We start from the raw sequence: 15213 nt of genomic DNA, 5'->3' as shown, positions 1-15213 counted from the left end.
CCGAGGCGCCACTTCAGCCTTCTGCTACCGATCAAATCTCGGGCGTGCGATCACGCCAATATGCAGGTTAGCCTATCCTAATACATCCCGCGACTCCGGCTGTGCGGGTCGGGCCTACTTGCCTACCGCCGCGAACGTTGAATCGAGCCTGTCCAGGACATAAGGCACCGACAACGCGGTCGGCGTGTTGATAGCGCTGATCGTCACCGTGTCGACAAAAGCAATGCCGTTGTTCCGCACCGACGGCAAGTCCGCGTAGCCGGGCAGCTGCTTGAACTTCTCCTCGAAGGCAGGCATCGCGCCGCAGATCAACATGTCGGAAGTCAAGTCGCCCAGTCGTTCCGGCGACATGGCCAGCCGACCGCCGGTAGGCGCCTCGCGTGCGATCCGCTCCGGAATGCCCATACCCAGCCGGGTGAACAGCGCGGCCGAGCCGTCCTTCGGATCCGCCAGCACCATCAGTTGCGCGGGTCCGGTCAACATGCAGGTGAGGAAGGTCTTACCTTTCAGGCCCGGATAGCGCTCGGCCACCGCGTCGATGCGCCCGTCGACACTCGAGACGACCCGGCTCGCCTCACCCTCCCTGTGCAGCACCTTGCCGAGCGTGGTCACCTGGTCGGACCACTGGTCGACCTGTGCGTCGGCTGTCACGGGCCCGATGGTCGGCGCGAGCCGGGACAGCTTCTCATACATCGCCTTGTCGACCATGAAGCCGGGAACCAGGATCAGATCCGGCTCCAGCGCGGCGATCTGCTCGGCCACATCGGCACCCATGTTCAGCACCTTGGCCTGGCCCAGCGAGTCGGGTGCCCACGGCACCTTCGACTTCGCGCCGAGAGAAATGTTGTCGGCATAACCGACCGGAGGAACACCGAGCGCCAGGGTGGCGTCCAACCACTGGTTGCCGAGGGTGACCACGCGCTGCGGGGTGCCCTCGACCGTGGTCTCGCCGAGGCGGTGCGTAATGGTCACCGCGCCGGACCCGTTGTCGCTCCGGTCATCCGACCCACAGGAGACCACGGTGCACAGCAATCCCACCCCCATCATCGCGAGACAGGTCCGTCCGAGTACACCGCGGACGCGACCCGCCGTCATTCCGCCCAGCTTCATTCCGTCAACTCCTCAGCGTCACCGACCGGCGCGTGGTCGCGCGGGTCCAATACCAACCACCCCTCGGTGGTCCAGCGGGCGTGGTCTCCGGACCGAAACAACCGGGCGCCCGCCAGGAACGGGTCGGCCACGAATCGGTCCACGGCGGGCGTGCCGGCATAGCCGGTCGCCAGCGCGGCGCCGCCGACATACACCTCGCCGATCACGCCGGGCGGCACGGGTTGTCGCGACTCGTCCAGCACCAGAACCCGGCTGCCTGGAATCGGGCGAGTGCGTCCGGTGCCGTCGAGCGGACCGCGCGCCACCAGCCCCGCGCAGGCAGGCACGGTGTAGGCAAAGGTAGCGACCGATTCGGGCGCGACAGCGGCGAGGCGGACGGGGAGCATTGGGGCCGAATCGGTTCCGGTTATATCCCAGCGCCGGATGGTCGGCAGCAGCACACCATCGGCGCGCGCTATCCGGGCGACCGTCTCCGCGGAGGCGACCACATGTGTGACCGCATGGGTCACGATGACCTCGGCCAGCTCCACTGTATTCGCCCGCTGCGCTTCCGTGGCGACGATCAGCGTCGCACCGTCAGCGAGGGCGGCGAGCATTTCTACCGCCACCTGGGCATCGCTCCACCCGGCGGCAATCAGCCGGACATCCGCCGAGCCGTACGCGGGATCCGAGTGCCTGCAGCGGTGTTCGGCGGCGACCGCACGGCGGTCCGCGACGGCGGCCGCCAGAGCGGCACCGGACAGCACGACGGTCTCCGACCCGGTACCGACCACGAGACCTCGGTCCGGAGCAATGCCGCCGAGGGCGGCCAGCAGCGGAACCAGCCGGTCGACCGACACGCCCGCCGCCGTTCCGTGGTCCTCCACTCCGGCGTCCAGGCGTGCGAACAGCTCCTCGTAGGTGAGAGCCAGTGCGCCGCAACGCACTGCGATCCGAATGCCAGGAATCGCACGACCACGGCGGACCAGTTCGGTGATCTCTGGAATGTCCGACAGTTCCACACCGGTCGCCCACTCACCGAGCATGCGGTGGCGCTCATCGGCGGTCAGCACATCCGGCGCGGCAACGGGAGTCGCCTCGATCAGCGCGGCGAGTCCCACGACGGTCGGCGCACCGAAGAGGACACGCACATCGATCTCGACGCCGAACTCGGCGCGAAGCCGCAAAACCAGCCGGTTGGCCAGCAGCGAATGCCCGCCGAGTTCGAAGAACGAGTCATCCGCGCCGACGCGGTGCAGACCGAAGATCTCCGCATACAGCTCGGCGACGCGAATCTCGATGGCAGTGACTGGTTTCCGGTAGCCGCGGTCGGTGCACCGCACGGGCGCGGGCAGCGCGCGCTTATCCAGCTTGCCGTGCGTGGTGAGCGGGATCTCGTCGAGCACGGCGAACGCCGACGGAACCATGTACTCGGGCAGGCTCGCCGCGGCGTGCGCGCGCACCTGCTCCAGGTCGAGGCCGGTCCCGTCGACCGGGACGAGGTAGGTGACCAGCATCGTCCCCACCGCCCCGTCCGCCACCGCGATCACCACACAATGACCGACATCCGGATGGCTCGCGATCGCGGCCTGCACCTCGCCGAGCTCGATACGGAACCCACGCACCTTCACCTGGTCATCGGCGCGGCCGACGAACTCGAGCTCACCGTCGCCATTGCGGCGGGCCAGGTCGCCGGTGCGGTACAGCCGCTGCCCAGGGAGAAACGGGTCGGCGACGAACCGTTCCGCGGTGCGCCCACGGCGGTCGAGGTAGCCGCGAGCCAATTGCGCACCGCCCAGATAGATCTCACCGACCACACCAGCAGGAACCAGCTGCAACCGCTCATCGAGCAGGTACACGTAGACATTGCGATTCGGGACGCCGATCGGCACGATGCGGGTGCCCTGCGGGCCCTCGACCGGCATATGCGTCGCCGAAACCACCGCCTCGGTGGGGCCATAGTGATTACGCAGTTCGGCGTCGAAGACACCGGCGAACCGGTCAGCCACCTCGCCGAGCAGCGCCTCGCCGCCGACCGGGACATGCCGCAGCGCCCGCCACTCGCGCACATCGGGCAGCAGCAGGAAGGTGCTCAGCATGGACGGAACCATGTGCAGCACGGTGACGCCGCACCGCGCGATCAGGTCGGCGACATAGGGGATGTCGCTGAACGCGCCGGGTTTCGGAATCACCAGCCGCGCGCCCACAGTCAACGTGACGAAGATGTCGAGCAAGGAGGCGTCGAAGCTGACCGACGACGACTGTAGCAATCGGTCCGCTGCCGTAATCCCCCACTCGGCGCTGAACCCCTCCAGGTGGTCGGCGATGGCAGCGTGCGAAACCAGCACACCCTTGGGCGTTCCTGTCGATCCCGAGGTGTAGATGACGTAGGCGAGATTGCCGGGACGCAGCGGGCGCACCCGGTCGTCATCGGATGGATTGCGCTCGGGCAGGCTGACACTCGCCTCTTCCGCGGCCGCCAATTCGACCGAGCCGAGCAGGATCCGGGGCCGTGCATCCCGGTCGATCAGATCGATCCGCTCGTCCGGATAGGCCGGATCGATCGGCAAGTAGGCCGCGCCCGCTTTGAGCACGCCGAGCGCCGCGACCACGAACTCCACCGAATTGGTGATACGCAGCGCGACGATGTCCTCGGCACCAACTCCCTGTCCGATCAGCCAGTGTGCCAAACGGTTTGTACGGCGGTTCAGCATCGCGTAGGTCAGCTCCACATCGGCCCCGTCGTGCTGGGGCGCGACCACCGCGACCGAGTTCGGCGCCGCCGACACGCGGCGCTCGAACAGCGCGACCATGGTGGTCGGCGAGGTGTCGACCAGTTCGCCGCGCGACAACGCGAGCAGCAGTGCGCAATCGTCGTCACCGAACATGTCGAGATCGCCGATGCGGCCGTGCGGCTCGGCAAGCGCACTGTCCAGCAGCTGCTCGTAGTGCATCAGCAACTGCTCTACCAGGCCGCGCTCGAACTGATCGTCCCAGTATTCGGCCTCGATGCGGGGACCCGCCTGGTCGAGCACGACGGTGAGCCGCAGCGGGACCGGCGCCACCGGGCTGCCGAGCTCGAGCGGAATCGCGGTGCAGCCGCCGAGCTCGAGTCCGCGACCGCGCTCACACACCCCGAAGCCCAGGGGTACCAGCTGTTCCAGACCGTCCCGGCCACCGGTGCGATTCGGATTCACGGCGTGGATGACCCGATCGATGCCGACCTGCCGGTGCGCGAACGCCTCGGCACACATATCGCGCACGGTCGCGGCGACATTCGCGAAGGTGTCCGCCGATCGCGGTGTGGCACGCAGCAGCAGAGTATTGCCGAAGTAACCGACAACCGATTCCGCGGCGGCGTCGCGGGTGCTCGCCGGAACCGCGACCAGAAAATCCGTTGCCGCGGTGTAGCGGTGGATCACCGCGTGATACCCGGCGAGCAGCACGGCGAACGACGTGGACGCGTGATCGCGAGCGAATGCGTCCACCCGGGACAGGAGTTCACGCGGCAGCTCTCTGGCACAGCGCCCGGTCCGACGTGTTCCGCTTGCGGACAGCGCTTTGCCCGGCAGCACCGGCGACTCCGGCAGCGGACTCAGGAGCCGGCGCCAGAATTCCACCGCGGCGTCATCGGGTTCGGCGTCATCGAGCGCCGCTGCCTCGGCGAATAGCTGTGGCGGTTCGGACAATTGGGCGCCGCTGTAGGCGGCGTTCAGATCGGCGGCGAAGACAATCCACGAGCGGTCGTCCCACGCGATGGTGTGCGCCACGAGCACCAGGACGAATTCCTCCGCGCCCGTGCGGATCAGCGTCATCCGCATCGGGGCATCGGTGGTCAGATCGAACGGTCGGCCGAGTTCGCGCCGCGACAGCACCTCGAGCCTACGTGCACGGCTCGACACGGGCAGCTCGGAAAGATCGTGTTCCTGCCAGCTCGAAGGACCGTTCCGCACGATCTGGTAGGGCTCGCCCTCCGCGTCGAGCCCATAGGTGGTGCGCAGGATCTCGTGCCGGGCGACAACTACCTCGGCGGCGGCGCGTAGTCGTTCGGGGTCCAGTGAGCCGGTCAGCCGATACGCGATTCCGATATTGAGCGTGACGTCCTCGGGATCGCGGGTCTGCAGGAACCAGGCGCGCCGCTGTGCCGAAGACAGCGGTTTTTGCTCGCCTGCCGACCGGGTGGGCGTCGCTGCGCTGCCGATCAGCCACGATGCGGCTCGACGGCGCTGCGAACGCTTCGCGTCGTTGGCTATGGTCGACATGAATTCCTTCGACCTCCCAGGTCGGACATTTGATTCCGGCAGGCTTGCCACGAATAGCGGCTCACTCCGGTGCGTCGGTGAGATATCCCCCGCGCGTGAAGAATTCGGCTCCAGAGTGTTCGACGCCATCCGCTGTGCGCACACGGGTGATCACCAGGCCGCGGTTGCGTCCACGAATCGCGTCCGACCCGCACACCACGACACCGCCGCTTTCCTGGACCACTACCCGCCCCACGGTGCCGCCGTAGCGTGCCGCGGACACCTCGGCGGCCAGAATCTCGACCTTCTCGCCGCGGTAGCTGCTGAACGCGCGCGGATACGGTTCGGACAGCGCGCGCACGAAGCGCTCCAGATCGACCGCGGACAACGACCAATCGATCCGGCTGTCGCGCGCGGACCGCTTGTGGAAGTAGGTTCGCTCGGCCTTGTTCTGCGGCCGCCACTGCGCGGTACCGGACTCGAGGGCGCTCAGCGCCTCTCGCAGTGCGCCGGGAATCAGCTCCATCCCGGCTTCGACCAGCTCGGTCCCGGTGGCGGTCGGCCCGATCGGCAGCGAGCGCTGCACAAGGATGTCGCCGGTGTCCAACTGCTCGTCCATGCGGTGCACGGTGAGCCCGAATTCGGACGCACCGCTGATCAATGCCCACAACACCGGCGAGAAGCCGGTGAACTTCGGTAGCAGCGAGTCGTGCAGATTGAGCGTGCCGTGCGGCGGCAGACTGTACAGCTCCGACGGCATCCAGGTGTACCAGCTGTTCACCACAATGACATCCGGCTCGGCCCGCTTGACCAGATCGATGGTCTCCGTGTCGGCCCGTTCGGTCAGATGCACCGGAATGCCGCGCTCGCGGGCCAGTTCCTCGACCGAATCCGACCAGATCGCCTTGTAGGACTGGGCACTTGCCGGATGGGTCACCGCGAGCACCACCTCATGCTCCGAATCGAGCAGAGCCTGCAGGGTTTTACGGCCCCAGGTCTGGAAGCCGAACGACACGATACGCATGAACCGAACTCTCATCCTCGATGGCCAGTAAGGCTAGGCTAGCCTATCTATGAGCGGACGTTGGGGCGGCCCGCCTGATCGACCCGGATCCGACCGGCTCCGTGGAAAGCACCCGATCCGAAAGTTCGCCGAGGCAGCTGAGGTTCGGGAAACCCGGCCCCTGAGCCAGACCCGCGAGATTCGGCAGATAGAGCTTCGCCTCGAGCCCGGACACCGCCAGGTCATGGCCGATCGACGCCTCAATCCGCGCCTGGGTGATCGGCCCGCCGATCGCCAGCTCGACCAGGTCCGCGGCATCCGCGTCGAACATGTCCAAGAACCACAGTGGCTGCCCCCCGGTCGCGTCGACCACGAGATCGAAGGCATGCACCTGGTCCGGGCGCTGCTCATTGCGCAGGGTGAGCGCGATGCCCTCGCCCTGCTCGACTACCCGCACGACCCGCCCCTGCAGGTGGTGAACACGGCTGTCGCCCAACAGGTTCTCCTGCACCCGCACCGAGAACACGCCGCGGTCGGTGCGCCGGACCACGTCGCGGCGCTCCGCGATGCTCAGCGCCCGCCACTTGACCGGATCGCTGTACAGCGAGTTCTCGAAGTAGCTCTCGCCACGGGTGTAGATCGTGGCCGAGGGCGAGATCACCGAAACGGTCAGCACGTCGTGGCGGACCAGTTCGTCCATCGCCGAGCCGCCGGTCTCGCCGCCGCCGATCACCGCGGCCCGCGACGACACCGGCAGCTGGCGACGGCCCGCGAGATCCCAGAAGTCCGCGATGCTCAACACCTTCGGGTGGTCGACCAGCGCGCGCCCACTGTCGCCCGGTCCGGTGATCATCAGCCGGTCCGCATCGATCTCGGCGACGACACCATCCGCGTCGATCACCGAGACCAGCCAGCCATCGGCCGCCGCGGAGATCTTGCGCACCGAACCGAGCACGAGCTCGACATCGGTCTTCCTGGCGACCCACTGCAGGTATTTGGCCCAGACATGATGCTGCGGACTCGGGCGGCCCCTGTCGATCCATTCGGCGAACATGCCGCGCTCGACCAGGAACGACGTCCAGCTGAAGGCCATCATCGCGTCGTTGATCGCACTGTTGTGCCTGCGCGACCAGGTCGAGCGGTAAGGAAAACCCACATCCTTCTCCGGACTGGTGCCGAGCCGGTGCCGACCATCGGTCCAGCCGCCGCTGGACAGCCAGTTACCGCCCACCGCATGCGATTCCACGACGATCACCTGCGGCGCGGGCAGACCCAGCTCGCGCAGTACATGCGACTTTGCCGCGACGGCCATGGCCTTCGGCCCCGCACCCACCACAAGCAGTCTGTCCACCGGTTCTCCCATCTGTGATTCCAGCCACCACACAGCTATCGGATCGAGCATTCAGCTGCGCAGACGGTCGCCGGCGTCTCGCGAACCTCACGGCATCCTATTTGGCGTCCGCCCATATTTGCATAGGCTTACCTTATATTGCTAGGAGTACCGCTGCCGCGGCGAAAACCCAGGCGCCGGACGACCGCACACCGAACGAACGGAAACTCAGATGATCAAGCGCTCCACGCGCGCGGCAATCGCCGCGTTCGCCCTCACCGCCGCCACCCTGGTCGGCACCATCGGCACCGCCGCGACCGCGACCGCAGCGCCGTCGATCGCCCACACCGCGGCACCGTCGGTCGGTGAGCTGCAGTCCAAGCTGCAACTGGTGCTGAACACCGGCGCGTCACGCGCAGGCCGGGCCGCGGAGCTGGAAGCAGGCGATCCGGGTGTGTCGATCGCGGACCAAGTCGCGGCCAGGATCGCGATGTTCCCGAGCTACCGCTGGTCGGTCGTCGGCCCGGTCGACGCGCATGGCGACAGTCTCACCGCCCAGCTGAAGACCGCGGTCGACGGCTTCGAGGACCTCCCGCTCATCGAGGTGTCCTGGCGTCAGATCGACGGAACCTGGAAACTGACGCGCGAAGCTTTGTGCACAGTCGCCTACTACGCGTCGGTGCCCTGCGCCGTATAGGCCACCGCCGCACCGGCATCGAGTCCCGGCGCTCGGCGTCGGCGGATCCGATCGCCCGGGACTTCGCCGCATCAATTCCACGGCATCCACCACAAGACTTTCGAGTTTACTTAGGCTAACCTTAGCCACATGGGCAAAGGAACCGAGGGCTTGCTTCTGAAGGTGTGGCGGGCAGACGACTACCGACTCCGCGTCACCTCCACCGAAAGCATTACCAACGCGTACCAGCGAATCGGCTTCACTGCCGGTGGGCTGCTCGCGGACCATCCGGTTCATCCCACACAGTGGATCCGCCTGTGGATCCCGGATACCAACAGTGAGAAGCTTTATCAGCGCGGTTACACCCTGGTCGATCAGGATCCGGCCGGCGACCGCTTTCACATCGAATTCGCCCTGCACAGCGGCCCGGCCAGCGAATGGGCACGGCGCGCGAAGGTGGGCGACGAGATCGAGGCCGCGGTGCTCGGCTCGGACTTCCAACTGCCCGATACGACACCGAGCGAATACGTCGTCTTCGGCGACACCGCCTCACTGCCCGCGATCAACTCGCTGCTGGATGCCATCGGCGACACTCCAGCTCGGATCTGGCTGGAGTGGCAGGACGAGTCCGATAGGACACTGCCGGTGCGCAACAAGCCACACCACCAGGTGACCTGGTTACAGCGCGTCGACGACGGGCGGCTGCTGCGCGAGCAGGCACACGAAATATCCTGCCCGCAGGACGCATACGGCTGGGTCGCCTGCGACGGCCACACCACTCGTTCGATCGTCAAGACCCTCAAGGCCGCCCACGGATTGCCCAAGACCGCGATCAAGTCCCGCGCCTACTGGAAGTAGCTCGCACCCCGCAACCGGATCGCCGGAGCGCGGCGTCTTCCCCGCCGCTCGCACTGTTTGTGTAGATAGTCGCGCCCTGCTGTTGCCGCGACCGCACCCGCAGTCGTCGGGGAGGATTCCATGGAGGCGCGGCCCGTCGGCAACGGGTCAGACCGGCGTGGGCTCCAGCCGCCAGCCGGACGCGCGCGACCGCTCGTTCCAGAAGTCGGCGTAGCGGCCACCGAGCTCCAAAAGCTCACTGTGCGTGCCACGCTCGACGATGCGGCCGCCGTCGAGAAAGAGGATCTGGTCGGCGTGCGCGATGGTTGCCAACCGGTGCGCGACGACGATCACCGTCTTGCCGCTGGTCAGCTCGTGCACGCCGCGCACGACGACTGCCTCGCTGTGTGGGTCCAGTGCACTTGTCGCCTCGTCCAGCAGCACGATCGGTGCATCCTTCAGCAACGCGCGGGCGATCGAAACCCGTTGCCGCTCACCGCCGGACAGGGTGGCGCCGCCCTCGCCGACAACAGTGCCGTATCCATCCGGTAGCCGTTCGGCGATCTCGTCCACGCGCGCCGCCTCCGCCGCCCGGCTCAGCTCGACATCGGTGGCGTCCGGCCTGCCGATCCGAATGTTGTCCGCTACCGACCGGTTGAACAGGTAGACGTTCTGGAAAACCAGCGATAGCTGGTTCAGCAGCGTCTCCGATGGCTGCTCCCGCACATCGTGCTCGCCGACCACGACCCGGCCGGACTCGGCGTCGTAGAACCGCGCGGCCAGCCGCAGCAGCGTGGTCTTGCCCGCACCGCTCGGCCCGACGATCGCCGTCGTGGTGCCCGCGGGCACACTGAAGGTCACCTCGGACAGGATGAGCTCGCCCGGCCGATAGCCGAACGACACGTTGTCGAACACGATGTTCGACCGACCAGGCGTAACAGGCGTAGTCGATTCCGGAAGTGTGGGTTCAGCGAGCAGCTCGGTGACCCGGTCGGCCGCGGCCGCGGCCGCGCGTAGACCGTTGCCCAGCTGCGCGGCCTGGTTCAGCGGCTCGATGAAGCGGGAGCTGACCGCGATCAACGCGATGGCGGCGGCGACCGAGATCGCACCGTCGGTCGCCCGACTCACCACGACATAGGTGAGCACCAGGAAGACCGCCTGAACGAACAGGGCGAAGACGATCAGGCCCGGCACCGAGGTGAACACCATCCGCGCGCTCGCCGCGCGCTGCCGGTGCAGCGCGCCATCGAGCGCGCGATTGCCTGCGCCGACCGCACCGAAGGCCCGCAGCACCGGCTGCGCCTGCGCGAACTCGACCACCCGCGAATCTGCTTCGGCCGCCGCGGCGTGCACCCGCTCGTCGGACCGGGTGTATGCGCCGTTGGCCAGTCCATTGACCAGAAAGAGCACCGGAGCGGCGAGCAACATGGCCAGCGAGATGCGCCAATCGATCAAGAGCATGCCCACCGCGACACCGAGCGGAACCACGATGCTGGTCAACACCTTGGCCAGCAGATAGGCGATGGCGCCTTGGATCTCGCGCACATTCTCTACGGCAATGCGAGACAGCGGCCCGGTGCCGCGCGTTTCGAACCAGCCCAACGGGAGTGCGTTGAGGTGGTCACCGATCCTGGTCTGCAACCCGCGCTGCATGCCGACCGCTATGCGCAGACCGATCGTCGCCTGCAGGTATCCGAAGACGGCCATGGCCGCGACGGCGACCAGCATCAGCAGCGTCCAGAACCACGCGCGGCCGAGGTCGTCGTCGAACAACGCCTCCAACACCGGCACCAACAGGAGATAGGCGATCGACTGGCACAGTGCCTGCGCGGTGATCGCGGCGAGCAGTTTCGTTGTCAGCGGTGCGAATTCATCCGGAACAAGCCCGAGCATCTTGCGAATCATCGCATTTCCTCGCTTTCGATCAGCGCAACCTCGCGCAGCGCCGCCTCGTTGATCTCCCAGAGCCGTTGATAGGTGCCGCCCGCGTCACGCAACGTTCGATGGTCGCCTCGCTCGACCAGGATTCCGTTGTCCAGCACCAGAATCTGGTCGACGCCGGTGACCGTGTGCAGGCGATGCGCGATAACCAGCACGGTCCGCCCTGCGACCAGCACGGCCAGCGCATCCTGCACAGCGGCCTCCGATTCCGGATCGGCGAAGGCCGTCGCCTCGTCCAGCACGAGCACCGGGGTATCCGCGAGCAAAGCGCGAGCGATCGAAAGCCGTTGCGCCTCACCACCCGACAGGCTCGCATCGATGCCGATCTCGGAGTCGTAGCCACGCGGGAGCGCCATGATCCGATCGTGGATCTGCGCTGCGCGCGCCGCCCGCTCCAGCGCGGCATCATCGGCGTCTTGCCTCGCCAACCGCAGGTTCTCACGGATCGTGCCACGGATCAGCCGGACGTCTTGGAACACGAAACCGACCGTGCAATACAGCTCGTCGGTGGAGTACTCGCGAATATCGCGCTGCGCGATCGTGATTCGACCGGAGCCGATATCGTAGAAGCGCGGCAGGAGCTTGGCGAGCGTCGACTTGCCCGATCCGCTCGGGCCGACCAGCGCGGTAATCGTGCCCGGCCGCAACTCGAGGTCGATATCGCGCAGCACCTGGTGATCGCCGCGGTAACCGAAGCAGACCGACTCGAAGCGAACCAGCCCCGCCTCGCCCATGCTCGAATGCTGCGCCGAAGTGCCGGCGCCGGAACGCAACTCGGGCGTCTGCTGCAGTTCATACAGCCGCACCGCCGCAGCGCCCGCAGCGCGCAGCGCCTGCCCGCCGTAGCCGAGGCCGAGCAGCGCGCCACCGAGGCCGAGGCCTGCCAGCAGGAACGGCAGCACATCCAGCGGCGCCAGCCAGTCCAGCTGCACCGCGGCGAGGCCGGCCACCACGATCACCACCATCACGAACACCGGCGCGACCACGATGTCGGAAGCCGACTGCAACCGGATCATCGGCGTCTTCCAGCGGTCGAGGCTTCGTGCCTGGCCCTCCACCGCGTCCCGGAACTCGCTGTGCGCCTTCCCTGCCTGGCCGAATGCGCGCACCACCTGGATTCCGTCGACGAACTCGATGGTCGCCTCCTGGACTCGCCGCTCCCAGCGGTTGTAGATCGCAAGGCGATCCCGGCTGTCCTGATCCATCATCTTGCTCAACGCGATCGCATAGGTCGCGAGCGGAATCAGCAGCACCAGGGTGAGCCGCCAGTCGACGGTGACCAGGTAGCCAAGGGTGACCAGCGGAACGATCAACGCGCCGACGAACTCCAGCCGCGCGTGCGCCACCAGGTAGTGCAGCGCCTCGACGTCGTCCTGCAGGTACTTCTTCACCTCGCCGGAACTGCGCTCACCGAACCAGCCGAGCGGCACCCGGGTGAGCTTGGCGGCAAGCAGCCGCCGCACTGTCAGCTGGTAGCCGGAATCGACCAGATGCGACCAGGTCAACGCGAGCGCTTGCAGCAGGCCGCGCACGACGAGCACGATCATCGCCGCCCAAAGCAGCTTCCAGACCCGATCGGAGTCCGGGTGGTCGGCGAGCAGTTCCCGGCACGCCTCGACGATCAGCACGAACGGCACGACGGTGCACACCGAGGCGATCGCCATGATGATGCTCGCGAACGTCAGCGTTCGGCGGACCGGCGCGAGGATCTCCTTGCGCGCCAACACCTCCCGCTGCTGGCGTTCCTGCTGCACCGCTCGCGGCGGGCAGTTCCCCGCCTCCGCGGCCGACAGCGACCCGACCTCCACCGTCATATGCCCTTGCCTCTCGACCATCATGGTTCTGCCACCAGAATCGGACCTATCTTCACAGAGAACAGGTCCAAAAGATAGGTTAGGCTAAGTTGAGTGACGGTCGGCCCCACTGCGCGACGGCCGTCTCGGCGTGCATCTCCAGTCCTCGGCTCTGCCGGCGCGTCGGATGGCACCGGAGGTGGGCCGGGCCGCGGACTCGCCCGCCGCCGACGTGCACGCGTCCTGCGCGGCGGTTGCCCGCAACCTCGCGTGATCTGCTCGCGCCCCCTCGGACTAGGGTCGATGTCGATGAGAAGGCGGCAGCAACCGCCGTTGCCGAAGCGGCACGGCTTGGATCCGGCCCGGCTGCGACTGCCGGAGCACGGCGACTGGGCGACGATTCGCGACCACCTCGTCGAGCGGCTGCCCCGGGTGCCCACCGCGCGGATCGACGAACTGCTGCGCGCGGGCGGCATCGTCGACCTCGACGGCCCGATCGCGCCCGACGCTCCGTACGTGCCGGGTGGCGCGGTCTGGTTCCATCGGGATCTGCCCGAGGAGGCGACGGTGCCGTTCGACATCACCATCGTGCACCGCGACGACGATCTACTGGTGATCGACAAACCACACTTCCTGGCCACCATCCCGCGCGGTAAGCACATTCTGCAGACCGCGCTGGTGCGGCTGCGCCGGGAACTCGATCTGCCCGACCTGATCCCGGCACATCGGCTGGACCGCGTCACGGCGGGTCTTCTGCTGTTCGTCATCAACCCGGCCCGGCGCGGTGCCTACCAGACCATGTTCCACAAGCGCGCAGTTCGCAAGGAGTACGAGGCGCTCGCTCGGTTCGATCCCGGACTGACGCTGCCGCGCGTGGTGCGCAGCCGGATCATCAAGGAGAAGCAGGTGCTCGCGGCCCAGGAGGTGCCGGGTGAACCCAACGCGGAGACCGAGCTCGAACTGCTCGAGCACCGCGACGGGCTCGGTCGCTACCGACTGCGCCCGCGCACCGGCCGCACCCACCAGCTGCGGCTGCATATGAACAGCCTCGGCATCCCGATCCTCGGGGACGACTTCTATCCCGTGCTCACCGACAAGCCGGTCGACGACTTCACCCGGCCGTTGCAACTGCTGGCCGCGTCGCTCGAGTTCACCGACCCGCTCAGCCGTGCGCCACGCCGCTTCGAGACCACGCGCACGCTGCAAGCCTGGACCGATCCGGAAGGATGGGCCGGCTGACGGCACTCGGGTCGGCAGGCCCTGACTCGGGACGCGGTGGCTCGGCCACGCCCCGCACGGGCCCCACCACCGAGTTCCGCGACATCCGAGGTCCTGTCCCCGGACGGCCCACACCTCGACCGACTCGGATGGCACCGAGAAATGTGACCCATCTGGCAGTGGAACCACGGCCCCCGGCGTACCTGCCGCCGATCCGTACACTGATCGGGATGTCCCAGCACGATTCCGCAGCGCCGACCCATCCCCGCCACAAAGTTCACGCGTACATCGACGTGGCCGTCGTCGTGATCGTCCTGGCAGGCACCAATCTGATCGCACACTTCACCACAACATGGGCGAGCATCGTCACGGTGCCGATCGCCGCCGTCGCGCTGCTCGCGCTGGTACGCAGGCGTGGTCTCGGCTGGTCGGAGCTGGGGCTCTCACCTCAGCACTGGCGACGCGGTTCGCGCTACGCACTCGGTACGGTGGCGGTGGTTCTCGCGGCAGTGGCGATCGGAGCGGCACTGCCCGCCACCCAACCGTTCTTCCTGGCCGACCGCTACGCGACCATCTCCGGCGCGTTGATCGCCTCGATGATCGTCATCCCATTGCAGACGGTGATCCCTGAGGAACTCGCCTTCCGCGGTGTGCTGCATGGCACACTCGACCGCGCGTACGGTGCACGCGGAGTCTTCGCGGCGGGCTCTCTCTTGTTCGGCATGTGGCACATCGCGTCCTCACTCGGACTCACCTCGGGCAACCACGGCCTGACGGGATTCGTCGGCGGTGGGATCGCCGGGCAGGTCCTCGGGATCCTGCTCGCGGTGCTCGCGACGGCCGCGGCGGGCGTGGTGTTCACCTGGCTACGCCGCCGCAGCGGCAGCCTGCTGGCCCCGATCGCGCTGCACTGGTCGATCAATGGCGCGGGCGCACTCGCGGCAGCGGTCGTCTGGCACACCACACTGACCTGATCCACCACTCATGATGGCCGCCCGCGAGAGAATCACTCGATATTCGCCGTCGCGCCGACCTTTCCATCCGGGGCCAACGGGGTTTCCGGAGGCGGTTCAGGCGCGAGCCGG

At 67.3% G+C, this 15213-nt stretch carries 10 protein-coding genes; 4 read left to right on the top strand and 6 right to left on the bottom strand.

Going from position 1 to position 15213, the window contains the following annotated elements:
* Positions 1-114: 114 nt before the first annotated feature.
* The 4 genes from OHB12_RS28905 to OHB12_RS28890 form a co-directional block, all read right to left on the bottom strand.
* Entirely contained in the window at positions 115-1110 is a 996-nt protein-coding gene (locus tag OHB12_RS28905; RefSeq protein WP_327112510.1) for an ABC transporter substrate-binding protein, read from the bottom strand.
* Complete coding sequence (locus OHB12_RS28900; RefSeq protein WP_327112508.1) at positions 1107-5351, bottom strand: non-ribosomal peptide synthetase; 4245 nt, start codon at positions 5349-5351, stop codon at positions 1107-1109. The genes OHB12_RS28905 and OHB12_RS28900 overlap by 4 nt, the downstream gene beginning before the upstream one ends.
* Before the next feature lie 61 nt (positions 5352-5412).
* Positions 5413-6354 carry a methionyl-tRNA formyltransferase gene (locus OHB12_RS28895; RefSeq protein WP_327112506.1) on the bottom strand — a complete coding sequence of 314 codons (942 nt, stop codon included), beginning with the start codon at positions 6352-6354 and terminating at the stop codon, positions 5413-5415.
* Positions 6355-6397: 43 nt separating this feature from the next.
* On the bottom strand, positions 6398-7696 hold the full coding sequence (locus tag OHB12_RS28890) for a SidA/IucD/PvdA family monooxygenase (protein WP_327112504.1): 1299 nt from the start codon (positions 7694-7696) through the stop codon (positions 6398-6400).
* 199 nt (positions 7697-7895) lie between these two features.
* Here OHB12_RS28890 and OHB12_RS28885 point away from each other — a divergent pair, with 199 nt between their 5' ends.
* Together OHB12_RS28885 and OHB12_RS28880 are read left to right on the top strand one after the other, a co-directional pair.
* Positions 7896-8360: a hypothetical protein gene (locus OHB12_RS28885; RefSeq protein WP_327112502.1), complete on the top strand. Its 465-nt coding sequence runs from the start codon at positions 7896-7898 to the stop codon at positions 8358-8360.
* Positions 8361-8489: 129 nt separating this feature from the next.
* Positions 8490-9197: a siderophore-interacting protein gene (locus OHB12_RS28880; protein WP_327112500.1), complete on the top strand. Its 708-nt coding sequence runs from the start codon at positions 8490-8492 to the stop codon at positions 9195-9197.
* Between the two features lie 147 nt (positions 9198-9344).
* On the opposite strand, the gene OHB12_RS28875 is transcribed toward OHB12_RS28880, so the two are convergent.
* Positions 9345-11081 (bottom strand): ABC transporter ATP-binding protein, encoded by a 1737-nt coding sequence (locus tag OHB12_RS28875; RefSeq protein WP_327112498.1) that lies wholly within the window; start codon positions 11079-11081, stop codon positions 9345-9347.
* On the bottom strand, positions 11078-12931 hold the full coding sequence (locus OHB12_RS28870; RefSeq protein ID WP_327112496.1) for an ABC transporter ATP-binding protein: 1854 nt from the start codon (positions 12929-12931) through the stop codon (positions 11078-11080). Before OHB12_RS28870 ends, OHB12_RS28875 begins: the two co-directional genes overlap by 4 nt.
* Positions 12932-13219: 288 nt before the next feature.
* Here OHB12_RS28870 and OHB12_RS28865 point away from each other — a divergent pair, with 288 nt between their 5' ends.
* Both OHB12_RS28865 and OHB12_RS28860 read left to right on the top strand, forming a co-directional pair.
* Positions 13220-14149, top strand: a complete 930-nt coding sequence (locus OHB12_RS28865) for an RluA family pseudouridine synthase (RefSeq protein ID WP_327112494.1) — start codon at positions 13220-13222, stop codon at positions 14147-14149.
* 209 nt (positions 14150-14358) lie between these two features.
* Entirely contained in the window at positions 14359-15102 is a 744-nt protein-coding gene (locus OHB12_RS28860; RefSeq protein WP_327112492.1) for a CPBP family intramembrane glutamic endopeptidase, read from the top strand.
* The last annotated feature ends 111 nt before the right edge of the window (positions 15103-15213 follow it).

The organism is Nocardia sp. NBC_01730 (assembly GCF_035920445.1).
Classification (GTDB): domain Bacteria; phylum Actinomycetota; class Actinomycetes; order Mycobacteriales; family Mycobacteriaceae; genus Nocardia.
This window is presented reverse-complemented; position numbering and strand designations above follow the sequence as displayed.

Bases quoted from the DNA above. Each gene is read 5' to 3' on its own strand.
- OHB12_RS28905 (WP_327112510.1), bottom strand. From the start codon at position 1,110: ATGAAGCTGGGCGGAATGACGGCGGGTCGCGTCCGCGGTGTACTCGGA.
- OHB12_RS28900 (WP_327112508.1), bottom strand. From the start codon at position 5,351: ATGTCGACCATAGCCAACGACGCGAAGCGTTCGCAGCGCCGTCGAGCC.
- OHB12_RS28895 (WP_327112506.1), bottom strand. From the start codon at position 6,354: ATGCGTATCGTGTCGTTCGGCTTCCAGACCTGGGGCCGTAAAACCCTG.
- OHB12_RS28890 (WP_327112504.1), bottom strand. From the start codon at position 7,696: ATGGGAGAACCGGTGGACAGACTGCTTGTGGTGGGTGCGGGGCCGAAG.
- OHB12_RS28885 (WP_327112502.1), top strand. From the start codon at position 7,896: ATGATCAAGCGCTCCACGCGCGCGGCAATCGCCGCGTTCGCCCTCACC.
- OHB12_RS28880 (WP_327112500.1), top strand. From the start codon at position 8,490: ATGGGCAAAGGAACCGAGGGCTTGCTTCTGAAGGTGTGGCGGGCAGAC.
- OHB12_RS28875 (WP_327112498.1), bottom strand. From the start codon at position 11,081: ATGATTCGCAAGATGCTCGGGCTTGTTCCGGATGAATTCGCACCGCTG.
- OHB12_RS28870 (WP_327112496.1), bottom strand. From the start codon at position 12,931: ATGACGGTGGAGGTCGGGTCGCTGTCGGCCGCGGAGGCGGGGAACTGC.
- OHB12_RS28865 (WP_327112494.1), top strand. From the start codon at position 13,220: ATGAGAAGGCGGCAGCAACCGCCGTTGCCGAAGCGGCACGGCTTGGAT.
- OHB12_RS28860 (WP_327112492.1), top strand. From the start codon at position 14,359: ATGTCCCAGCACGATTCCGCAGCGCCGACCCATCCCCGCCACAAAGTT.